Annotated in this window: 24 protein-coding genes; 12 read left to right on the plus strand and 12 right to left on the minus strand. The window is 66.2% G+C overall.

Annotated features, from left to right (window positions below; all coding sequences use genetic code 11):
• Positions 1-9 precede the first annotated feature (9 nt).
• Positions 10-1,575 carry an alpha/beta hydrolase gene (locus tag SAS01S_RS11020; RefSeq protein ID WP_174544956.1) on the minus strand — a complete coding sequence of 522 codons (1,566 nt, stop codon included), beginning with the start codon at positions 1,573-1,575 and terminating at the stop codon, positions 10-12.
• A 122-nt stretch (positions 1,576-1,697) separates the two neighbouring features.
• On the opposite strand from SAS01S_RS11020, the gene SAS01S_RS11025 reads away from it, so the two are divergent.
• On the plus strand, positions 1,698-2,549 hold the full coding sequence (locus tag SAS01S_RS11025) for a CPBP family intramembrane glutamic endopeptidase (protein ID WP_066807828.1): 852 nt from the start codon (positions 1,698-1,700) through the stop codon (positions 2,547-2,549).
• Between the two features lie 10 nt (positions 2,550-2,559).
• Here the strand turns inward: SAS01S_RS11025 and SAS01S_RS11030 are convergent, their stop codons facing one another.
• Both SAS01S_RS11030 and SAS01S_RS11035 read right to left on the minus strand, forming a co-directional pair.
• Positions 2,560-4,092 carry a S1C family serine protease gene (locus tag SAS01S_RS11030; RefSeq protein ID WP_066807830.1) on the minus strand — a complete coding sequence of 511 codons (1,533 nt, stop codon included), beginning with the start codon at positions 4,090-4,092 and terminating at the stop codon, positions 2,560-2,562.
• 91 nt (positions 4,093-4,183) lie between these two features.
• A complete protein-coding gene (locus SAS01S_RS11035; RefSeq protein ID WP_066807832.1) occupies positions 4,184-6,352 on the minus strand; it encodes a primosomal protein N' in 2,169 nt (722 codons plus the stop codon).
• A gap of 98 nt (positions 6,353-6,450) precedes the next feature.
• On the opposite strand from SAS01S_RS11035, the gene SAS01S_RS11040 reads away from it, so the two are divergent.
• Genes SAS01S_RS11040 through SAS01S_RS11050 form a run of 3 tightly spaced genes read left to right on the plus strand, consistent with a single transcriptional unit; the run spans position 6,451 to position 8,188 of the window.
• Positions 6,451-6,894 (plus strand): DUF1801 domain-containing protein, encoded by a 444-nt coding sequence (locus tag SAS01S_RS11040; protein WP_066807834.1) that lies wholly within the window; start codon positions 6,451-6,453, stop codon positions 6,892-6,894.
• Entirely contained in the window at positions 6,891-7,775 is an 885-nt protein-coding gene (locus SAS01S_RS11045) for a tyrosine recombinase XerC (protein WP_066807836.1), read from the plus strand. The genes SAS01S_RS11040 and SAS01S_RS11045 overlap by 4 nt, the downstream gene beginning before the upstream one ends.
• Positions 7,772-8,188, plus strand: a complete 417-nt coding sequence (locus tag SAS01S_RS11050) for a DUF4279 domain-containing protein (RefSeq protein ID WP_066807838.1) — start codon at positions 7,772-7,774, stop codon at positions 8,186-8,188. Before SAS01S_RS11045 ends, SAS01S_RS11050 begins: the two co-directional genes overlap by 4 nt.
• Here SAS01S_RS11050 and SAS01S_RS11055 read toward each other — a convergent pair.
• The 4 genes from SAS01S_RS11055 to rsmI all read right to left on the minus strand — a co-directional run bounded on the left by SAS01S_RS11055 (position 8,185) and on the right by rsmI (position 11,142).
• Positions 8,185-8,784, minus strand: coding sequence for a DedA family protein (locus SAS01S_RS11055; RefSeq protein WP_066807840.1), 600 nt, complete (start codon positions 8,782-8,784; stop codon positions 8,185-8,187). The genes SAS01S_RS11050 and SAS01S_RS11055 overlap by 4 nt on opposite strands.
• Positions 8,781-9,737 carry a glutathione synthase gene (gene gshB, locus SAS01S_RS11060; RefSeq protein WP_066807845.1) on the minus strand — a complete coding sequence of 319 codons (957 nt, stop codon included), beginning with the start codon at positions 9,735-9,737 and terminating at the stop codon, positions 8,781-8,783. The genes SAS01S_RS11055 and gshB overlap by 4 nt, the downstream gene beginning before the upstream one ends.
• 120 nt (positions 9,738-9,857) lie before the next feature.
• Positions 9,858-10,268: a YraN family protein gene (locus SAS01S_RS11065; RefSeq protein WP_084238833.1), complete on the minus strand. Its 411-nt coding sequence runs from the start codon at positions 10,266-10,268 to the stop codon at positions 9,858-9,860.
• Positions 10,269-10,308: 40 nt separating this feature from the next.
• Positions 10,309-11,142 (minus strand): 16S rRNA (cytidine(1402)-2'-O)-methyltransferase, encoded by an 834-nt coding sequence (rsmI, locus tag SAS01S_RS11070; protein ID WP_066807847.1) that lies wholly within the window; start codon positions 11,140-11,142, stop codon positions 10,309-10,311.
• Between the two features lie 12 nt (positions 11,143-11,154).
• Here rsmI and SAS01S_RS11075 point away from each other — a divergent pair, with 12 nt between their 5' ends.
• From SAS01S_RS11075 to SAS01S_RS11085, 3 genes are all read left to right on the plus strand, one after another.
• Complete coding sequence (locus SAS01S_RS11075; protein WP_066807849.1) at positions 11,155-12,345, plus strand: penicillin-binding protein activator; 1,191 nt, start codon at positions 11,155-11,157, stop codon at positions 12,343-12,345.
• 164 nt (positions 12,346-12,509) lie between these two features.
• Positions 12,510-12,848: an ArsR/SmtB family transcription factor gene (locus SAS01S_RS11080; protein ID WP_066807851.1), complete on the plus strand. Its 339-nt coding sequence runs from the start codon at positions 12,510-12,512 to the stop codon at positions 12,846-12,848.
• A gap of 2 nt (positions 12,849-12,850) precedes the next feature.
• Positions 12,851-13,321, plus strand: coding sequence for an SRPBCC family protein (locus SAS01S_RS11085; protein ID WP_084238841.1), 471 nt, complete (start codon positions 12,851-12,853; stop codon positions 13,319-13,321).
• Between the two features lie 85 nt (positions 13,322-13,406).
• On the opposite strand, the gene hemW is transcribed toward SAS01S_RS11085, so the two are convergent.
• The gene (gene hemW / locus SAS01S_RS11090) at positions 13,407-14,561 is read right to left on the minus strand and encodes a radical SAM family heme chaperone HemW (protein WP_066807855.1); all 1,155 of its coding nucleotides are present in this window, start codon (positions 14,559-14,561) and stop codon (positions 13,407-13,409) included.
• Between the two features lie 27 nt (positions 14,562-14,588).
• Between hemW and SAS01S_RS11095 the strand changes: the two genes are divergently transcribed.
• The gene (locus SAS01S_RS11095; protein ID WP_066807857.1) at positions 14,589-15,149 is read left to right on the plus strand and encodes a CAP domain-containing protein; all 561 of its coding nucleotides are present in this window, start codon (positions 14,589-14,591) and stop codon (positions 15,147-15,149) included.
• A 49-nt stretch (positions 15,150-15,198) separates the two neighbouring features.
• Positions 15,199-15,723, plus strand: coding sequence for a CAP domain-containing protein (locus SAS01S_RS11100; protein WP_084238835.1), 525 nt, complete (start codon positions 15,199-15,201; stop codon positions 15,721-15,723).
• A gap of 6 nt (positions 15,724-15,729) precedes the next feature.
• Here SAS01S_RS11100 and rdgB read toward each other — a convergent pair whose 3' ends face one another.
• Entirely contained in the window at positions 15,730-16,374 is a 645-nt protein-coding gene (rdgB, locus tag SAS01S_RS11105) for an RdgB/HAM1 family non-canonical purine NTP pyrophosphatase (RefSeq protein ID WP_066807859.1), read from the minus strand.
• A complete protein-coding gene (gene rph, locus SAS01S_RS11110; protein ID WP_066807861.1) occupies positions 16,371-17,090 on the minus strand; it encodes a ribonuclease PH in 720 nt (239 codons plus the stop codon). The genes rdgB and rph overlap by 4 nt, the downstream gene beginning before the upstream one ends.
• Before the next feature lie 128 nt (positions 17,091-17,218).
• On the opposite strand from rph, the gene hrcA reads away from it, so the two are divergent.
• From hrcA to SAS01S_RS11125, 3 genes are all read left to right on the plus strand, one after another.
• Complete coding sequence (gene hrcA / locus SAS01S_RS11115; protein WP_066807871.1) at positions 17,219-18,262, plus strand: heat-inducible transcriptional repressor HrcA; 1,044 nt, start codon at positions 17,219-17,221, stop codon at positions 18,260-18,262.
• A gap of 37 nt (positions 18,263-18,299) precedes the next feature.
• Positions 18,300-18,857 carry a nucleotide exchange factor GrpE gene (locus tag SAS01S_RS11120; RefSeq protein WP_066807887.1) on the plus strand — a complete coding sequence of 186 codons (558 nt, stop codon included), beginning with the start codon at positions 18,300-18,302 and terminating at the stop codon, positions 18,855-18,857.
• Positions 18,858-18,958: 101 nt separating this feature from the next.
• Positions 18,959-20,182 carry a threonine synthase gene (locus SAS01S_RS11125; RefSeq protein WP_066807873.1) on the plus strand — a complete coding sequence of 408 codons (1,224 nt, stop codon included), beginning with the start codon at positions 18,959-18,961 and terminating at the stop codon, positions 20,180-20,182.
• Positions 20,183-20,231: 49 nt separating this feature from the next.
• Here the strand turns inward: SAS01S_RS11125 and SAS01S_RS11130 are convergent, their stop codons facing one another.
• Together SAS01S_RS11130 and SAS01S_RS11135 are read right to left on the minus strand one after the other, a co-directional pair.
• On the minus strand, positions 20,232-21,005 hold the full coding sequence (locus tag SAS01S_RS11130) for an energy transducer TonB (RefSeq protein ID WP_084238837.1): 774 nt from the start codon (positions 21,003-21,005) through the stop codon (positions 20,232-20,234).
• A gap of 73 nt (positions 21,006-21,078) precedes the next feature.
• The gene (locus SAS01S_RS11135; protein WP_066807875.1) at positions 21,079-21,579 is read right to left on the minus strand and encodes a PH domain-containing protein; all 501 of its coding nucleotides are present in this window, start codon (positions 21,577-21,579) and stop codon (positions 21,079-21,081) included.
• Between the last annotated feature and the right edge of the window lie 141 nt (positions 21,580-21,720).

Genomic DNA, 21,720 nt, shown 5'->3' on the forward strand with positions numbered 1-21,720 from the left:
GCGGGTACTTTAAGACGCCGGCCTTTTCACCCCCGGCCGCGCCACGGCGTACATCGCCCAGGCATTGTCCTTCATCAGCGCCATCTTGTCGTCGCCGCGCGCATAGAGGTCGAAATGCGTCTTGTCGGGGAGATAGGTGAAGCTCGCCTTGATCCGCGCCTTAACCATCGCCGCCTCGAGCAGATGCGCCGGGCCGTCGAGATAGAAAGTGTCGGCGGTGCCCACGGTCAGGTGGATCTTGCCGTCGAGATCGGAGCGCAGCGCTGCGGCGTCGCGCGTGACGATATTCGCGACGTCGTAATTGTCGCGCCAATAAGCGACCACCGCGGGATCGACCTTGCCGGTCGCGCGATCGAACACCGGCACTGGCCGGCCATCGGCGCCGCGCGGGCTGAACACCCATTCGAACGAGGCGATCTGGCCGCCATAGGGCCCGAGTACCGCTTCGGCGCGGGCGAATTGCTCCATCGTCGCGATCAGCTTGCCATGATCGCGTACCAGCGGGATCGGCTGGCCCTTGGCATCGCGGTAGAAATTCGCGCCCGGCGCGTAGAGGTCGATATTGGTGAAGTTGTGGAAGTCGCTGGGATCGGGTGAGGTCGGCCAACTGCCGCCGAACAATTTGGGATAGCGAACCTGCAGCCACAGCGTCGACCAACCGCCCGAACTGTGTCCGGTCAGGAAGCGTCCACTGGGCTTGGCGTCCATCGCATATTCGCGTTCGAGCGCGGGGATCAGCTCCTCGGTCAGCGCCTTGCCCCAGGGGCCGTTATTGGCTGAATCGGCGAATTCGTTGGTGCCGGTCGCGCCGCTATGGTCGAGAAACACCCAGATCATCGGCGGCAGTTTGTGTTCGATCATCATCGCCAGGGTCCGCGCGCCCTGCATCCGCTCCGACGCGAGCGTCCCGCCGAACCCGCTATCCGAATAGACGGTCGGGAATTTGGTCTTGCCGTCATAGCCGGGCGGCAGCGCGACCCAGCCGCGGATCGATGTCGGCGTGCCGCGGAAAGCGGTCAGCGCATTGCTCTGGAACTCGACCGGCTTGAGCTGGGAGAGGGCGGCTTCGACTGGCGGCCGCTCTTTGGGCGAAAGGCGCGCCAGCATCGCCACCGGATCATCGGCCGGGACCATGGTGTCGAGCGCGATCGTCGAAAGCTTGCCGGGCAATGTGACCTCGACGACCTTCGACACCAGGTCGCCGGCATCGCGGCCGCCATAATTGTAATTGTGGTTGCGATCGAGCACCGCCTGGACGCGGTACGTGCCGGGCGGCAGGGTCGACAGCGGCGCGGGAAAGGCATCGGTCTCGCCATCGATCTGCGCGGTCATATTGGGACCGAGATCGCGCACCTCACGCGCGGCGATCGACGCGCCGGTCGGCTCGAACGGAGAGAAATCGACCGCAGCCGCCGGCTTGGCGTTGGGCTTGGCCTTTTCGGCGAATACGATCAGCCGGCCGGAGAAATGATCGCCTAGCGCGGGGGCGACCGTTACGGGGATAACTACCGGCGAAGCTGGAACGTCCGCCGCACCGATCAATGCCAGGCTGGCGAGTAGCCCCAGTCGTTTCATCTTCATCCCTCCCGTTGGCCGACGGAACCTTTCGCGCCCCGGGCCGCGAGGTCAAGCCAGTGCGATCCGCTTTGCTTGAATACTACACCGGTCGCGTTACTTTTGCCGCAAAGGAGACGGGCGTGGATCAGGTGAAACAGCCGGCGTGGCGGCATCCGGGTCTTCTGCTGCTGTATTCGATCGGCGCGACGATGCTGGCGATCGTCCTCTCGGTCGGGCTGAATCACCTTACCCCGCCGCACCAGGCGGGCTGGTGGGCGGTAGTGTTCGCCTGCGGCGTCGCCGCGATCTTCGTCGCGATCTATGTCGCTTTCTGTCGCGTCGTCGAAGGGCGCGCGGCACGCGAATTTGCCCTCGCTCCGGCCGCGATCGAATTGCCCGCCGGTGTCGTCACCGGGCTGGTGCTGTTTTCGCTCGTCGTCGGCGTGATCGCGGCGCTCGGTGGATATCGGGTAATCGGCTATCGCGACGCTGGCGTGCTTGTGCCGGCGCTTGCTGTCGCCATCCTGTCTGGGTTCACCGAGGAGATATTCTTCCGCGGATTCTTCTTTCGCCTCACCGAAAAGTGGCTCGGCACCTGGGCCGCGCTCGGCCTGTCGGCGGCCCTGTTCGGCGCGCTTCACCTTGGCAATCCCAATGCAACCTTGCTGGCGGCAGTGGCGATCATGCTCGAGGCGGGGATCATGCTGGCGGCGATCTATATGATCACGCGGCGGTTATGGGCGGCGATCGGATTGCACGCCGCGTGGAACTTCGCCCAGGGCGGGATCTACGGCATCCCGGTTTCGGGCGGGGCGATGGATGGCGTGCTGCGGCCCGATATCCGCGGTTCTGATCTGTTGACCGGCGGCGCGTTCGGCGCCGAGGCATCGCTTCCCGCGATCATCGTCGCCACCGCCTTTGGGCTGGTGGTGCTCTACGTTGCCTGGCTACGCGGCCAGTTCATGGCGCCGTCCTGGGTTCGCCGCCAGTAGGGTTCGGGCCCTAAGGCGCCGACGAGCAGGAATAGACCAACTTCTCGCTATAGGTCGTCGGCAACGCGGCGCGGATCGACTGCTGCTGAACCATCAGATTGTTGCGCGCCCCTGGGTCGGCACTGCATTGCTTGAGCGGGCTCTGCGCGCGCAGCTTGCGCGCGGCGTCCATTTGCGCCGCGCTCAGGAAATAGCGATAGGCAGTGTAGGTCCGCGTGTCGGGATCGAACTGCAGCACCGACACGGTCTGCTCGTCGTTGGGCGCCAGTACCCGGGTCCATTTGCCGTTGTCGTCGGCATATTGCGTCTTGCCGTTCAGGCACCCGTCCTGCCCCCAGTCGAGATTGACGTCGGCGGTGGCCGACACCGTCACGCGGCTGCGGTCGGACTGGAATTTGCACACCATCTTGCCTAGCGAGCGCGCGCCCGCCGCCGCCGGGGTCGGCGTCGCGACGGGTATCGCGAAGCCCGGGGGCAGCATCGGCTCCTCGCTCGGCCGCAACAGGAAGACGATGACCGCGGCGACGATCAGCACGCCGCCGGCCGATCCGGCCCAGATCGCCTCGCGCTGGCGTCCGCGCGAATAGAGTAAACCGCCGCCGCCGGCGGTCAACGCGCCGAGCACGAGCAGCAAGGCCGAGATCGCCATGACATTCTCGCTCGCGCGCTGGGCATTGAGCCGCGCGGCTTCGATCGCCTGTTGGCGGCTGGCTTGATCGCGCGCGGCGGAGTCTCGGCGTGACGCGTCAGCCGCTGCGCGCGCAGCGGAATCCGCCGCCTCATCGGCGCTCAGCCGCGCTTCGAGGCTCATGCAGGGAATGTCGACCGAGTTGAACGCCTGCCGGTGCTCGCGCAGGAAGCCGGCAAGCTCGCTCTCGGCGATCGCAAAGGCGAAACTGGCATCGCCATCCTCGCCGCGGGTGATCGCCGAATTGACTCCCATCACGCGCCCGCAGCGGTCGAGCAGCGGGCCGCCCGAATTGCCGCGCGAGATGCTCGCGCTGTGGAGCAGCACGTTGATGCCTTCGATATTGCGGCTGGCCGACAGCGACCCTTCGGAGCGCACCGGCGCCAGCGGTTTGATATAGTCCGCCGCCGATTGCGCAGTCGCCAGGTCGACATTGCCGGGATAGCCGAGCGAGACCAAGCCCATGCTGTCATCGGGGGCGCCGGTGTACAGCGTCGCCGCCGGCAGCGCGGCGCCGGTGATTTCGATCAGCGCCAGGTCGCGCTTTGCATCGATCGCGACGACGCGGCCCTGATAGGATTTGCTTCCCTCCGACGGCACCACGCCGATCACGACATTATCGGGGTATTTCTGTGCGAGCTCGACGACATGCGCGTTGGTGACGATCCGGTTGGGCCCGACCGCGAAGCCCGAGCCATGACCGAACCCGACCACTTCCTGGTCGACGATCGCGATCGTCACGACCCGGACAACACTGCGCGACGCCGCCGCGATATCGTCGGCGGCGGCAAGAGAGGGCGTCGCCAGCCAGGCGAAAGCCGACAGAATTGCCAATAAGCGGAAGAAACGCGCCATGGCGCAGAGCCCTTCCACGAAACGCGCCGCGCTTCAATGCGCGATCGGTCGACGGGTCAATTTCCCGCGTGCTTGCCCGGCTTTCTGCAACTCAGACAAAGCTATAGGGATCGACGTCGACAATGACGCGGACCTTGGACGGCCAGTCGAGCGCGCCGAGCCAAGCGCGGATGACGTCCTGGACATCGAGTCCGCGGCGCGCATGGATCAGCAGGCGATAGCGGTGGCGTCCGCGCAGCATCGCCAGCGGCGCGGGCGCGGGGCCATAGACCTCCATCCCCTCGACCCGGGGGGCGGTTCGGCCGACCAGCTTGGCGATGTCATAGGCGGCGGACTGATCTTCCGAACTGACGACAATCGCGGCGTAGCGGCCGAATGGCGGGGCGCCCGCCTCGCGCCGTGCCTCGGTTTCGGCAGCGGTGAAGGCATCGGCGTCGCCCGAAACCAACGCTTCCATCACCGGCGCCTTGGGGTCGTGGGTCTGGATGAAGACATGGCCGGGTTTTTCGCCCCGCCCGGCGCGCCCGGCAACCTGCATGATCTGCTGGAAGGTGCGTTCGGCCGCGCGCAAATCGCCGCCGCCGAGGCCGAGATCGGCGTCGATCACGCCGACCAGGGTCAGATTGGGGAAGTGATAGCCCTTGGTGACGAGCTGGGTGCCGATGACGATGTCGATCTCGTGTGCTTCCATCCGGTTGACGAATTCGGCCGCCTTGGCCGGGGACCAGAGCGTGTCGCTGGTGACGATCGCGGTGCGCGCCTCGGGCCACAAGGCCGCCACTTCGTCGGCGATGCGCTCGACCCCGGGACCGCAGGCGACCAGCGAATCCTCTTCCTTGCATTCGGGGCATGCGCGCGGCGTCGGCATGACATGGCCGCAATGGTGGCAGCTCAGCCGCCGGACCAACCGGTGCTCGACCATCCAGGCAGTGCAATTCGGGCATTGGAAGCGATGCCCGCACGCGCGGCACAAGGTCAGCGGCGCATAGCCGCGGCGATTGAGGAACATCAGCGCCTGTTCGCCGCGCGCCAGGGTTTCGTCGATCGCAATGACCAATTTGGGCGCGATCCAGCGGCCGCGCTCGGGCGGGTCCAGCAACAGGTCGATCGCCTCGATATCGGGCATTTCCGCGGCGCCGTAGCGGCCCGGCAGCTTCACCTCGGCATAATTGCCGATCTCGACCTGCTGGCGCGTCTCGATCGCCGGGGTGGCGGTGGCGAGCACGACCGGAATGTCCTCGAACTTGCCGCGCATCACCGCGACGTCGCGGGCATGATAATGCACGCCTTCTTCCTGCTTGAAGCTGGTCTCGTGCGCCTCGTCGACGACAATCAGGCCGAGATTGGAATAAGGCAGGAACAATGCCGAGCGCGCGCCGACCGTGACCAGCGCCTGGCCGGTCGCGATCGCCCGCCAGGCGCGCCGCCGCTGCGATTGGCGCAGTCCGGAATGCCAGGCGACGGGCTCGCAGCCGAAGCGCGCGGTAAAGCGCTGCAGGAACGGTTCGGTAAGCGCGATTTCGGGCAGCAGTACGAGCGTCTGTCGCCCCGCCCGGATGGCGGCGGCGATCGCCTCGAAATAGACTTCGGTCTTGCCCGATCCGGTGACGCCGTCGAGCAAAGTCGGCTTGAAGACGTGTGCCGCAACGTCGCTGGTCAGCACGTCGGCGGCGCGCTGTTGCTCCTCGGACAGTACCGGGACGTCGTGATCGGGATCGGGCAGGGGGAAGGGGCTGTCGATATCGACCTCGACCGCCTCGATCGCGCCGACCTTGACCAGTCCGCGGATCACCCCGTCGGAGACGTCGGCGATCGTCGCGAGTTCGCGGACGAGACCCTGGCGGTCGCCGATCCGCTCCAATGCCTGCGCGCGCTGCGGTGTCAGCCGCTCGGGGACATGCCCGGTCGGACGATATTCGGTGACGGTCCGCGCGCCTTCGAGTGCGGAGGACGAAGGCAACGCCATCCGCGCCACCGAGACTGGAGAGGCAAGATAATAATCCGCCGTCCATTCGATCAACCGTCGCATCGCGTCGGTCAGCGGCGGCACCGGCAGCACGTCGATCAGGTTGCGCAACCGATTGTCGCCGACCTCGGCGTCCGACGGCATCCGCTCGGGTTCCCACACCACGCCGAGCAACTGGCGCGGACCCAAAGGCGCGACCACCAGCGAGCCCGGCTCGACCGTCATGCCATGCGGTACGCGATAGTCGAGCGGACCAAGCGCGGAGTTCATGACAAGGACGCGAGCGCGGGACATCGCTGCTCATATGGCGATTCCTGTGCGTAGGCGAAACCTCGCGCATAGCGGTTTCGTTCGCCCTGTTCCGGTTCGTCCAGGCCAGCTAGAACAACGGGGTGACCCCGCAGGAACAACTCGACGGTTTCATCGACAAGTTCACGCCCGATGTCGCGGCGACGATCCGACACGCGGTGGCGATGGTGTCGGCGCGGCTGCCCGGGGCGACCATCCTGGTCTATGACAATTACAACGCGCTCGCGATCGCGTTTGGGGCAAGTGAGAAGCGGCAGTCGATCATCTGCTCGGTCGCCGGCTATCCGCGCTGGGTCAGCCTGTTCCTGTCCAACGGCCCGACGCTGCCCGATCCCGAAGGATTGCTGGAGGGCGAGGGCAATACCGTCCGCCACGTCAAGCTGGTCGGCGACCGTATGGACAGCCCGGCGGTCGCCGCGCTGATCGATGCCGCCGTGGCCAGCGTTGCCACGCCGATCGATCCGGCGGGCGAGGGTGGGCTGGTGATCAAATCGGTATCGGCCAAGCAACGGGCGCGGCGGCCATGACGGCGCTGCCGCTCGAGTTCGGCCAGCATCTGTCGCGCGACCGGCGGCGCTCGGCGCACACCGTCCGTGCCTATGAGGCGACTGCTGTCCGCCTGGTTCAGTTTCTCGGCGAGCATTGGGGCGAGGAGGCGGATCGTGCGGCGCTCGGCCGGGTGACGGCGGCCGACCTGCGCGCCTATCTCGCGCGCCGGCGTGGGCAAGGCCTGGGCAATTCCTCGGCGGCGCGCGAGCTGTCGGCGGTCAAGACTTTTCTCAAATGGGCAGCAGGGGGCGAGGCGTCGCCGCGGATGCGCGGGCCGCGCGTCAAGAAAGGCGTGCCGCGTCCGGTCTCGCCCGCCGACGCAATCGCATTGGCCGAGGAAGTCGCCGAGGACGCAGCCGAACCCTGGATCGCCGCGCGCGATTGGGCGGTGCTGCTGCTGCTCTACGGTGCGGGTTTGCGCATCGGCGAGGCAGTCGGGCTGACCGGCACGGTGCTGCCGCTGGGCGAGGCGATGGCTGTCACCGGCAAGCGCGACAAGACGCGGATAGTGCCCTTGCTGCCCCAGGTGCGCGAGGCGATCGACGCCTATGTCGCGGCGTCACCCTGGCCAGTGGTGCGCGGCGAGGCGCTGTTCCGTGGCGCCAAGGGCGGGCCGCTATCGGCCGGCGTGGTGAGGAAATCCGTCCAGGCAGCACGGATCCGCCTCGGACTAGCCGATCGCACAACGCCACACGCGTTGCGTCACAGTTTCGCGACGCATTTGTTGGGGCGGGGTGCCGACCTTCGCCAGCTTCAGGAACTGCTCGGCCATGCCAGCCTGAGTTCGACCCAGATCTACACCGCGGTCGACGCCGCCCATCTGCTCGACGTGTACCGCAACGCGCATCCCCGGGCATGATCGGACCCATTGATCATAATCGCGTCCGATTGCGGGTTTGGGGCAATCCACTCGACCCCGACGAGATCACGCGACTGCTCGGTCATCCCCCGACCAAAGCGCGTGCGACGGGCGAGCCGTTGTCGTCGGGTCGCGTCCCGCGTTCGGGCTTCTGGGGAGTCGAGGCGCCCGGTGGCATGCGGGACGACCTGGACCTACGCATCGCGGGTTTGTTGATGATGCTCACCGACGATCTGCCGGTATGGCGAAATCTCGCCGAACGGTATGACATGGATTTGTTTTGCGGGTTGTTCATGGCCGATCCGAACGAAGGCCTGACAGTGCGACCGGCGACGATGGCGCTGATGGCTGAGCGCTGCCTGCCACTAGCGCTGGATATCTACTCTCGCGATCTTCCGCAGGACCTCGCTTAAGCCCGCGGCTTCCAGGTCGCCACGCGCCACGCATACCAGCCCGCGATCGCCACGCAGATCACCACCGCCGCCGGACCGGTCCAACCCTCCGCTTCGCGGAAGTTGGCGCCGAGATACCAGCCCGCGCCGGTCAGGAAGGCGTTCCAGATCGTCGTTCCCGCCAGCGTCCAGACGATGAATTTCCACCGCGGCATCTTCGAGATGCCGGCCGGCAGCGACACGATCGACCGTCCGAACGGCGCGAAGCGCAGCACGAACACCAGCCATTGGCCGTGACGAAAGAAGAAATTGTCGATCCGCTCGACGTCCGACCAGCTGACCGTCAGCCAGCGCCCGTTGCGGTCGACGAACGGCTTGAGCTTCTGCAGCGGCACGTTGCGGCCGACCCAGTACCAGAAATAATTGCCCATGGTGGAGCCCAGGGTGCCGGCGATCATCACCCCGGCGAAGCTGAGCTTGCCATGCGCGACCGCGATCCCGGCGAAGCCCATGATGACTTCGGACGGGATCGGCGGGATGATATTCTCCAGCGCCATCCACAGGAAAATCGCCACATAGCCCCATTGTTCGAGGCCATCGAGGAACCACTCGGTCATCCTGTTGCCGCGACCTTCTTCTCGATCGCGTCCCAGATCATCGCCGAAACGTCGACGCCATCGAGCCGTTCGATCGCGACGATGCCGGTCGGCGAGGTGACGTTGATCTCGGTCAGCCACTCGCCGCCAATCACGTCGATTCCGACGAACAACAGCCCGCGCTTCTCGAGTTCTGGCCCGAGCGCCGCACAGATTTCGCGTTCCTTCGCGGTCAGTTCGGTCTTCACAGCCGACCCGCCGACCGCGAGGTTCGAGCGGAATTCGCCTTCGCCCGGCACGCGGTTGATCGCGCCGGCTATCTCGCCGTCGACCAGCACGATGCGCTTGTCGCCGCTCGCCACGCCGGGCAGGAACGCCTGGAGCATGTGCGGCTCGCGCCAGGTCATGTTGAATACCTCGATCAGCGCCGACAAATTGGTGCCCTCGCGATCGACCTTGAACACTGCCTTGCCGCCATTGCCGTGGATCGGCTTGACGACGATCTCGCCATGTTCGTGGAGGAATTTGCGCGCTTCCTCCAGGCTGCGTGTGACAAGCGTCGGCGGCATGAAGCGCGCGAAGTCGAGCACGAACACCTTTTCCGGCGCATTACGCACGCTGGCGGGATCGTTGACCACCAGAGTCTTGTCCGCGATCCGTTCGAGCAAGTGCGTCGCGGTGATATAGCCCAGGTCGAACGGCGGATCCTGGCGCATCAGCACGACATCGGCCTCGTCGCCGAGATCCAGGTTCACCGGCTCGCCGAAAGTGAAATGCTTGCCGACCACGCGCTCGACGGTGACCGGATGCGCTTTCGCCCAGACGTGCCCGTCGCGATAATTGAGCGCGTCAGCGGTATAGTGGAACAGCCGATGCCCGCGCGCCTGCGCCGTCAGCATCAGCGCGAAGCTCGAATCGCCGGCGATGTTGATCGATTCCATGGGATCCATCTGGACGGCAACGGTCAAGGGCATGCGATTCTCTTTCCTTATCGTCGCCCCAGCGAACGCCAGGGTCTCGTCGGGTTTTTACCGCCGGAGATGCCAGCTTTCACTGGTGTGACGGCTAATGCTTAAGCGTGTTGGTCGGCTATGTCACCCGATCCACGCATTCTCGATATGGCGAGGCCTGGTGCCCGGCGCCAGCAGGATAACGTCGACGCGGATATCGTCGCCCGGTCCGGCATAACGCGACATCAGCACTTCGGCCGCCGCGGCTACCCGAGCGAGGCGCCGTTCGTCGATCGCGAAATCGAGTTCGATGGCGGTCGCGCGCATCTTCACCTCGACAAAGGCGATGAGGTTGCCCTTGCGCGCGACCAGGTCGACTTCGCCCGCCGGCGTGCGGACGCGCTTGTCGAGTATACGCCAGCCCTTGAGCCGCAGCCACCACGCCGCGATCCGCTCGCCGCGGCGGCCCGAGGCTTCGGCAGCGCGGCGATCCCTGTTCCCTTCCCGCTTGCGGGAGGGGCTGGGGGAGGGTCGGTCATTTGGAAGTTTGTTCACAGGCCCTTCCCCCAGTCCCTCCCGCAAAGCGGGAGGGGAGCTATTTCTTCATCTCCATCGCCCGCGCGTAGAGCTCGCGGCGGTCCAGGTTCAGCCGTTTCGCCACTTCCCCTGCCGCCTTGCTGACCGGCAATCGCGTCAACGCCTCGGCCAACGCCGTATCGGCATCCTCGACACTCGCCGGTGCCGCCTCGCCCGGCGGCGCCACCACAACGACGATCTCCCCCTTCGGCGCCGCCTCGGCATAGCGCGCGGCGAGCATCGACAAGGTCCCGGTCACCGCTTCCTCGAACTTCTTGGTGATTTCGCGCGTCACCGCCGCCTCGCGGTCGCCGAGCTTATCCGCCAGCAGCGTCAAGGTCGCCGCCAACCGCGGCCCGGATTCGTACAGGACCAATGTCGCGCGAATCGCCGCCACTTCGGCGATCGCCTCCGCTTTGGCGCCTGCTTTGGCCGGCAGGAAGCCGATGAACAGGAACCGGTCGGTCGGCAGCCCGGCCAGGGTCAGCGCCGCGATCGCCGCGCACGGCCCGGGGATCGTCACCACCGCATGCCCCGCTGCCCGCGCATCGCGGACCAATTTATAGCCGGGGTCGGAAATCAGCGGCGTCCCCGCGTCGCTGACCAACGCCACCGCCTCGCGTCCCATCCGCTCGATCAGTCCGGGGCGGACGCGGTCGGCATTATGGTCGTGATAGGCAATCATCGGTCGTTTTATGCCGATGTGCCGGAACAGTCCCGCCGTCACGCGCGTATCTTCGACCGCGACGATGGCGGCATTCGACAGCACGTGCGCCGCACGCGGCGACAGGTCTCCGAGATTGCCGATCGGGGTGGCGACGATATAGAGACCGGGCATAAGAACATCAGACATCAGGGGATCGTCATGGCAGAGGCAGCAACCGCACCGCAACGACTGACGCAATTAAAGCGGGCGGTTTTCCTGTTCGGGTTGCTGGTGCTCAGCGCCTGTTCGACCGTCGTGCCGCGCGGCGCGCCTCCGGTGGAACGCGGGCCTGCGGTCGTGGCGCCTCCGGTTGCGCCTCCGGTGATGCCCGGCCTGCCGACCGATAACGACCATCATATGGTCGCGCTGCTCGTGCCGTTGAGCGGGAACAATGCCGGCGTCGGCAAGAGCATCGCCAATGCGACTCAGCTTGCCTTGCTCGATACCAACAACAACTCGCTGCGGATCACCACCTATGACACCGCGACCGGGGCTGCCGCCGCGGCGCAGCGCGCGATCGACGACGGCGCTCGGGTCATCCTGGGGCCGCTGCTTGCCGAGGACGTCCGCGCGGTCAGCCCGATCGCCAAGCGCGCCGGGGTTCCGGTGATCAGTTTCTCCAACGATTCGAGCCTGGCCGGGTCGGGCGCCTATCTGATGGGCTATTCGCCGGGTCAGTCGATCGAGCGCGTGGTCGATTATGCCCGCGATCAGGGAATCACCACTTATGGTGGCCTGGTCGCCAATGGCGTCTATGGCCAACGCGCTTCGACCGCTTTCCTGCGCGCGGTGGAATCCGCCAAGGGCCAGGTCATCTCGCTGCAGAATTACGATCATACCAATCCGTCGATCACCGGCGCGACATTGCGCCTCGGCAAGGCAGGTTCGGTCGGTGCGGTCCTGGTTGTCGATGACGGCGCGACGGCAGCCGGCATCGTCCCGCTGCTGCGCCGGAACGGCGAGGCCGGCGCGCGTGTGCTCGGCACCGAACGCTGGAATACCGAGGCATCGATCGCCGCCAAGCCGGCGCTCAACGGCGCGTGGTTCGCCAGCGTGCCCGACAATCTCTATCGCCAATTTGCGATCAAATACCGCGGGCGGTTTGGTGCTGCTCCCTATCGCCTGTCGAGCATGGGCTATGACGCGGTGCTGCTGACCATCCGCATCGCCCGCGACTGGCGGATCGGCGCGCCGTTTCCGGAGGATCGCTTGCGCGACAAGGACGGCTTTTCGGGCATCGACGGCGCGTTCCGGTTCAACCGCGACGGTATCGCCGAACGTGCGCTGGAAGTGCAGGAAGTGCGCGGCGGAACGACGGTGACGGTCTCGCCCGCGCCGACGGGGTTCTAACAATCAGCAATCCTCCCCGTTTACGGGGGAGGGGGGCCGACGCGAAGCGGCGGTGAAGGGGGCGGGCCCCCTCCACCACCAGCTTCGCTGGCGGTCCCCCTCCCCCACAAGTGGGGAGGATTTTTAGTTTGCCAAACGGCTAAGCTTTCTCCATGGTTATCCATATGGATAACCATCAACTCGCGCTCGACTCGGCATTTCATGCGCTCGCCGACCCGACTAGAAGAGCGGTCGTTGGCCGCCTCGTACGAGGACCGGCGGCGGTAACCGAGCTGGCCTCGCCTTTCGCCATGGCGCTGCCGTCATTCATGAAGCACCTGCGTGTGCTCGAGAAAGACGGGCTGATCCGGTCCGAGAAGATCGGCCGCATCCGCACTTGCCGGATCGATGCCGAGCGACTCGCCGCAGCCGAATCCTGGCTGTCCGAGCAACGCGAGATCTGGCGGTCCAGAGCTGATCGTCTTGCCGATTTTGCCGAAACCCAGATGCCCGAGGAGCAATGATCATGCCCGCCGACTCGTCCGAACTCACCATCGATCGCTTCATCGCAGCGCCGCCCGCCCGGGTGTGGAAGGCGTGGAGCACGCCCGAGCATCTCGCGAAATGGTGGATACCGGCGCCGATCGCATGCCAGGTGGTCAAGCTCGATTTGCGTCCCGGCGGCGGGTTCGAGACCTTGATGCGCGAGGACGGCGGCGACTTCCAGCCGCATGTCGAGGCCTGTTTCCTGGAAGTCGTTCCCGAATCGCGCCTGATATTCACCACCGTGCTCAGGGAAGGCTGGCAGCCAATCGAGGCATGGCTCGCGCTGACCGCGATCATCACCTTCGAGGCGGAAGGCGCCGGCACCCGCTACGCCTCCCGGGTGCTGCACAAGACTGGGGCCGATGCGCGCAAGCATGAGGAGATGGGATTCGAGGAAGGCTGGGGAACGGCGATTGGTCAACTCGCGGCTTTCGTCGCGGGGCAGGCGTAGCAAGTGCGCGGCGGGATGTCGGTAATGGTCTCCCCGGCCGACGGATTTTAGCAGTCAAAGTCCTCCCCGTTTACGGGGAGGACTTTCAAGTCTCTTCCGGCACCTGCACGACGTCGCCCAGGATTGCGTTGAGTACCGGCATGCCCGCGTCGGTGGCACGTAGGCGCGCGCCGTCCTGCTCGAGCAATCCCTGTGCGACCAGCCGCTCGATTGCCGGCAAGTCCGCGAGTTCGTCGATCGGCCGCTCGCCCAGCGTCGCGATCCGATCCAAGTCGATTCCCTCGGCCAGCCGCAACCCCATCAACATCGCCTCGACCGCGCGTTCGCGCGGCGTAAGTGGTTCTTCCTGTTCGGTGCCATGGCCGTTGCGCCGGACCGCATCGATCCAATTCTCCGGCTTGCGGCGTCGTTGCGTCGCGAGGCCGGTGCGCCGGCCATGTGCGCCGGGTCCGATCCCGGCATAATCCAGGTAGCGCCAATAGGTCAGGTTGTGGCGGCTCTCCGCACCTGCTCGCGCATGGTTGGAAATCTCATAGGCCGGCATGCCTGCGCTCGCCGTCAGTGAGCGGGTGAGCTCGAACAGGTCGGCGGCGCGGTCATCGTCGGGCAGCACCAACCGCCCGGCAAGCGCCTCGGTCTGGAAGCGCGTGCCCGGCTCGATCGTCAGCTGATAGAGCGACAGATGCTCGGTACCGAACGACAGCGCGCGGGCAAGCTCGGCATGCCAGTCGGCCAAGCCTTGGTCGGGCCGCGCATAGATCAGGTCGAAGCTGACCCGGTCGAACACACGCTGCGCGGTGTCGAGTGCGGCCAGCCCCTCGGTCACGTCATGCGCGCGGCCCAGAAACGCCAGGGTCTTGTTGTCGAGCGCCTGCAGCCCCAGGCTTACCCGATTGACGCCGGCCGCGGCGATATCGGCGAAGCGCGCCGCCTCGACCGACGACGGATTGGCCTCCAATGTGATTTCGATTCCCGGCTCGAACCCCCAGGCGCGTTCGGCGGCGTCTAGGACAGTTGCCACCGTAGCGGGCGGCATCAGCGAGGGCGTGCCGCCGCCAAAGAAGATCGATCCCAGCCGCCGCCCGGGCAACGCCGACGCCTCATGCGCCAGATCGGCGAGCAGCGCGTCGCGCCATATCTCCTGATCGACGCTCTCGCGGACATGGCTGTTGAAGTCGCAATACGGACATTTCGAAACACAGAACGGCCAATGGACGTATAAGGCGAGAGGGTCGGTCATCTGACCCGTGCATATGGAGACACGCGCATGATCAGGAAAGCGGGGATCGCGCTACTGGCGATGGCGCTGACCGCCTGCGGCGCGCCGAGCGGCCCGGAGCGCGTGGTCGAGCCGCGCAACGGCACCGCGCCCGCGCAACGCGGCGGCGCCTTGCTCCGCCAGGTCATGCTCGCCAGACATAATGACGCGCGTCGTGCGGTCGGCGTCCCGCAGCTCGCCTGGGACGACACCCTCGCCGCGCACGCGCTCGATTATGCCCGCGACCTCGCCCGCACCCGCCGCTTCCAGCACGCGCCGCAACCGATGGGGCCGGGACGCGAAGGCGAGAACCTCTTCACCGGCACGCGCGACGCATATTCCTTTGCCGAAATGATCCAATACTGGATCGACGAGCGAAAGTGGTTCGTGAACGCGCCCGCGGCCGATTTCAGCTCCACTGGCAATGGCGAGGCGGTGGCGCATTACACCCAGATCATCTGGCGCACGACCACGCGGGTCGGCTGCGCCGTCGCCAGCAACGATCGCGACGATTACCTCGTCTGCCGCTACGCGCCGCCGGGCAACGTAATAGGGTTGAGGGCGCTTTAAGCCTTCACACCGAGCCTTAATTAACGCGCCGGGCGCATTACGGGCGGCGATGATCCGCTATCGTTTCCTCGCCGCGATCGCACTGCTGCCGCTGACCGCGAACGCGCCGATGCCGCGTCCGGGTGGCGCCGCCTTCATCCGCGCGATGCTCGACAGCCAGAACGAGGCGCGTCGCGCCGCCGGCGTGCCGGAGATCGCCTGGGACGACAATCTCGCCGTCGACGCGCAGCAATGGGCCGACCATCTCGCCGGCACGAGCAGCTTCTATCACTCCGACAATGATCGCGGCAGCGACCCCGACGGAGAGGGCGAGAACCTCTTCATGGGCACCCAGGAGGCGTACAGTTATCAGCAGATGGTCGGCATGTGGGTCGACGAGAAGAAATTTTACCGCGACGGCGTGATGCCCAATCTCTCGACCACCGGCAATTGGGACGATGTCGGGCATTACACCCAGATCATCTGGAGCTCGACCAAACGCGTCGGCTGCGCGCTCGCCAACAATGGCGAGGACGATTATCTCGTCTGCCGCTATTCCGAACCGGGCAATTTTTACGGCGAAAGCCCGCGCTGAGCGCGCCTACAGAACCGCCTCGACCAGCTGCCTGAACGCCGCTGCGCGGTGCGTCAGCGGGGTTTTCTCGTCGTGCGGCATCTCGCCGAACGTGCGGTCGTGGCCGTCGGGCACGAACATCGGATCGTAGCCGAAGCCATGCGCGCCCCGGGGCGGCCAGACCAGCAGGCCGTCGACGCGCCCTTCGAACCATTCGACATGGCCGTCGGGCCAGGCCAGCGCCAGCGCGCAGACGAAATGAGCGTCGCGAACCGCTTCGGGTCCGGCTGCGGCGAGCTTGTCCTCGACCAGCTTCATCGCCATGCCGAAATCCTTGGCCGGCCCCGCCCAGCGCGCCGAGAAGATGCCGGGATCGCCGTTCAGCGCCTCGACGCACAGTCCGCTATCGTCGGCCAGCGCCGGCAAGCCCGACAGATCGGCCGCCTGCAGCGCCTTCAATTCGGCATTGGCGACGAAGGTGGTGCCGGTTTCCTCGGGCTCGGGCAGGTCGAGCGCCTTCGCCGACACCGGCTGGATGCCGTAGGGCCCGAGCAACGCCTCGATCTCGCGCACCTTGCCTTCATTGTGGCTGGCGATGACCAATTTGCCCGGCGCCAGCTTGCGGATCGCCTGGGGTGCATCGCCACCAATTCCCTCGTCCGGTTCGCTCATGCCGATCCAACCGCCTTTGCTTGCGCCGCGAAGATTTCGTTGCAGCCGATCCGCGCGAGCCGAAGCAGCCTCAACAACGCTTCCTCGTCATAGGTTGCATGTTCCGCGGTCGCTTGCGCTTCGGCGATATGGCCGTTTTCGAGCAGCACGAAATTGGCATCGGCATCGGCGTTCGAATCCTCGTCATAATCGAGGTCGAGCACCGGTGTGCCCTGGAAGATGCCGCAGCTGACCGCGGCGACCTTCTGTGTCAGCGGATCGCTGGTCAGCTTGCCGTCACGCATCAGCCCGTTGATCGCCAGCCGGAGCGCGACCCAGGCGCCCGAGATCGACGCGGTGCGCGTGCCGCCATCGGCCTGGATCACGTCGCAATCGAGCGTGATTTGGTGCTCGCCAAGCACGCTGAGATCGGTGACCGCGCGCAACGAGCGCCCGATCAGCCGCTGGATCTCCTGCGTCCGCCCGGATTGCTTGCCACGCGCCGCCTCACGCGCGCCGCGGGTATGCGTCGCGCGCGGCAGCATGCCATATTCGGCGGTGACCCAGCCCGACCCCTTGCCGCGCAGCCAAGGCGGCACGCGATCCTCGACCGAGGCGGTGACCAGCACCTTGGTGTCGCCGAACCCGACCAGCACCGACCCTTCGGCATGTTTGGTGAAATGGGGCTCGATGGTGATTGCGCGCATCTGATCGGGGGCGCGGCCGCTGGGGCGCATGAAAGTCTCCTGATAAAGGTCGCGATGGCCCTAGGGCCAGAAGTCATGAGCGGCAATCACCTCGTGTCGAACTCTGTGCGGTAAGCGATGGGATTGAGCCGCGAGGCTGCGCCGCCTAGATCAGCAGGATGTCCGCCCCCGCCGTCACCGAATTGTCCGATCGCGCGCGCGATATTTTTCGCGCGGTAGTGGAAGGCTATCTCGACACCGGCCAGCCGGTAGGGTCGCGCACGCTGGCCGATGCCGGCGCGTTCAGCCTGTCGCCTGCGTCGATCCGCAACGTGATGGCGGAACTCGAGGCGCTCGGGTTGCTCAGCCATCCGCATACCAGCGCCGGCCGGATGCCGACCGATACGGGATTGCGGCTGTTCGTCGACGGGATGATGCGCGTCGCCGAGCCGAGTCTGGAGGAACGCGCGGCGATCGAGGGCAGAGCAGTACGCTCGGGCCCGGTCGAGGAGGCGTTGGCCGCCACCACCCTGGCACTCAGCGGCCTGTCGGCCTGCGCCGGGCTCGTGCTGGTGCCGCGGAGCGAATTGGTGCTGCGCCAGATCAGCTTCGTGCCGCTCTCGCCGGGCCGCGCGCTCGCGGTAATCGTCGGCGACGACGGTCAGGTCGAGAACCGTGTCGTCGAGCTTACGCCCGGGACTAGCCAGGCGGCGTTGGTCGAGGCGGGCAATTACATGTCGGCGACGCTGGCCGGGCTGACCCTGGCCGAGGCGCGCGTCCGGCTCGACCGCCAGCTTGCCGCCGACCGCGCCGCGCTCGACAAGGCCGCGGCGACCTTGGTCGAACAGGGAATCGCGGTGTGGAGTGAGGATTCGGACCGCCGGCCGGTGCTGATCGTGCGCGGCCAGGGGCGGCTGATCGACGCCGCCGCGGCAGAGGACCTCGAGCGCATCCGCGACTTGCTTGACGATCTCGAGGGCAAGCAGGAAATCGCCGGGCTGCTCGACAGCGCGCGCACCGCCGAATCGACCCGCATCTTCATCGGCGCGGAGAACAAATTGTTCGCGCTGTCGGGCTCGTCGGTGATCGCGCGGCCGTTCCGCGGGATCGATGGCCGCGTGGTCGGCGTGGTGGGGGTAATCGGGCCGACCCGGTTGAACTATGCGCGAGTCGTGCCCATGGTGGATTTCACCGCCGCAACCCTCTCCCGTCTGATCGGTTGAGAGGCAGCAATTTTCCAAGGCCAAGACGAAGAGAATGATGACCGAAGACGAAAAGATCGACACCGCGACTGCCAATGGCGAAGACCTTCGCGCCGAAACCGCGGAGGCCGCACCCGAACTGGCCGAGCATGACCGCGTCGCGCAATTGGAAGCCGAACTCGCCGAGGCCAAGGCCGCGGTGATGTACGCGCATGCCGAGGCGCAGAACGTCCGCCGCCGCGCTGAAAAGGAAGCCGCCGATACGCGTGCTTATGCCGTGACCAGCTTCGCGCGCGAAATATTGTCGGTCGCCGATAATCTGGCGCGCGGCCTGTCGGCGATTCCCGCCGACCTGCGCGACGACGACCGGCTGAAGGGTCTGATCGCTGGGCTCGAGGCGACCCAGCGCGAACTCGACGCGGTGTTCCAGCGCAACGGCGTCACCAAGATCGCCGCGATGGGTTTGCCGCTTGATCCCAACCAGCACCAGGCGATGCTGGAAATCCCGTCGGATCAGGCGCCCGGCACGATCGTCCAGGAAATGCAGGCGGGTTATATGCTCCGCGACCGCTTGCTGCGCCCATCGCTGGTGGGTGTGGCGAAAAAGCCGGATTGAGGCAGCTCTAGAAACCCTCCCCGTGAACGGGGAGGATTTTAATTCCCCCACTCCCGCTTCAACCCCTCCCGCAAGAGGGATCGGGTTGATATGGCACGGGAATGAACCCCAACCTCACCGCCGAGCGTCCGACCTTCGTCACGCATCTCGAATGCTCGCTGACCGGCGAGCAGTATGAGGCGGACCAGTTGCATGGCCTGTCGCGAGCGGGGCGGCCGTTGCTGGTGCGGTACGATCTCGGCGCCGTGCGCGGGTTCGTGCCGCGCGCGATGATCGAGGCGCGGCCGACCGATCTCTGGCGCTGGCGCGAGCTGTTACCGGTTCGCCACACCGAAAACATTGTCAGCCTGGGCGAGATCGAAACGCCCCTGGTGCCGATCGCCAAATCGGGTGGACCCAATGTGCTGGTCAAGGACGAAGGGCGCTTGCCGACCGGATCGTTCAAGGCGCGCGGGTTGGTCATGGCGGTCGCGATGGCCAAGGAACTCGGCGTCACCAAGATCGCGATGCCGACCAACGGCAATGCCGGCGCCGCGCTGGCGGCCTATGCCAGTCGCGTCGGCATCGAGACGACCGTGCTGTGTCCCGACGACACGCCCGAGATCAACGTGCGCGAGATCGCGGCACAGGGTGCGCGCGTCTATCGCGTCAATGGCTTGATCGACGAATGCGGCGCGATCGTCGGTAAGGGCGCCGCCGAGGGGCATTGGTTCGATTTCTCGACGCTCAAGGAGCCGTATCGGATCGAGGGCAAGAAGACGATGGGCCTCGAACTCGCCGCTCAATTGGGCTGGCGGCTGCCCAAGGCGATCTTCTACCCGACCGGCGGCGGCACCGGCCTGATCGGCATGTGGAAAGCGTTCGACGAGCTCGAACAGCTCGGTTGGATCGGCCCGGAGCGGCCCAAGATGTTCGCGGTCCAGGCCTCGGGCTGCGCCCCGATCGTGCGCGCGTTCGAAGCGGGCGAAGTGCATGCCGAACGCTGGGAGGACGCGCACACCATCGCCGCCGGTATCCGCGTGCCCAAGGCGATCGGCGATTTCCTGATCCTGCGCGCGGTGCGCCAGAGCGGCGGCAAGGCGGTTGCGGTGGGCGACCCGGCGATCCTACGCGCAGCGGACGATTGCGCGAAGAAAGACGGGCTGCTGCTCTGTCCCGAAGGCGGTGCGACGCTGGCAGCATATCGCCAGGCGCTCGCCGATGGCCTGGTCGACGAGGAAGATCAGGTGGTGCTGTTCAATTGCGCGACTGGTCTCAAATATCCGATGCCCGATGCGGCCGAGGCGCTCGACAAGAACGGGGCGATCGATTTCGCGGCGCTGTGAGATGACCTGTGCTCCTGCGGAAGCAGGAGCGCGGGATTAACGGCGACGTCTATCGACGCTCACGATCGTCACGATCCTCAGGATCATCCTTCAGCGGGTTCACCCAAGTGTGGTTCTCGACGATGATCGATCGGATCGGCGTCCCGTTCTCGTCAAGCGAGGGTCGGTAGCGGAAGCGCTGTTCGATCAGCCGGCAGGTAGTATTGTCCAGCAACGCATAGCCGCTCGACCGCGTCACCCGGCAGTCGCTGACGCTGCCATCGACATTGACGAAATAGCGCACCGATACCCGGCCCTCGACGCCGGATTCCCAGGCTGATTCGGGAATGTCCGACGATTTGAGCCGGCCGCTTTTGTAGCGCGGCGCGATCTCGCGGCCATCGCCATCGCCATCGCCATCTCCGTCGCCCGCGCCGCCGCTCCCGGTGCCGTTGCCGATTCCGCCCGCGCCGGTGCCGGGCCCGGCGACCGGCGCGGCGCCCTGGGTCGACTGGTTGCCCTGGAACGGCTTGGTCGCGGCGGGCAGTGGCGGAGGCGGGACGGGGGGCGGTGGCACCGGCGGCGCGGTGACTTCGGTCGCTTTCGACTTGATATTGGGCGGCGCCGCCTTGCCTTCGGTCTTGTGGCTCGGCTTGGGCTGGGTCTCGACCTTGATCTCGGGCGGAGGGGGTGGCGGCACGAATGCTAGCAAGTCGTCCTTGACCGCCCCGATCGTCGGCAGGTTCACGACCAGCCCCGCGACCAGCAGATACAGAATCGCCGCCTGCACCAGAGCGGCACCGATCAGGCCCTTGAGGCGTTCGGGAGTAATCGCGGTTATCATCGTTGGACGGCCCTATGTGCGCGACCAACTGAACGCGCGCTGTCCACCGCGGGTTGCCTGGCGACGAGCGCCCTCAGGGCATCGTCGCTTCCTGCACCATGTCGAACTCGCGCACGCCGCGTGCGCGTCTGGCGGCGTTGACCAGATCGCGCAATTTCTCGCGCCGCGCCTGCGCCTGTTCGAGGTAGCGGATCACGAACGGGCGGCCAGCGGTGGTCTCATCGCTCGACAGCAGAGTGATGGTGCCGATTCCGGCCCATTGGTTGATCAGCGAAAAGTCGATCCGGATGTCCTTGATCCGATAGAGCTCGATCTCGTCGATCGATTTCCTGAGGATGCCGCGGTGTAGGATCAGCCGGTCTTCGGTCACTTCATAGGTGGTGGCGAGGTTCTGGAACCATTTCACGGCCGCGATCAGCGCTGCGAGTGCGATGAAGCCGAGCGGAAATGGCGCGCCCGTTACCAGCGTCCCGACTGCGCCGATCGGGATCAGCAACAGCGTCCCCCACCCGGCGAGCGTGCCGCGCAGCCAGCCCCAGGTCGAAGAACGGAAACGATCGAGCGTCTGTGACATAGGCATTTCCCTCCGGCGGGCGAGTTTAGCGTGGTGGGAAGGATAGGCCAGACCTACCAACGTCATGCCGGGCTTGTCCCGGCATCCACCGCGCCTCCGACCGAGTCCATGGTGCCTCTTGTTTCGGGCGTGCCTCTCGGT

The sequence above is a fragment of the Sphingomonas asaccharolytica NBRC 15499 genome (assembly GCF_001598355.1).
Taxonomy (GTDB): Bacteria; Pseudomonadota; Alphaproteobacteria; order Sphingomonadales; family Sphingomonadaceae; genus Sphingomonas; species Sphingomonas asaccharolytica.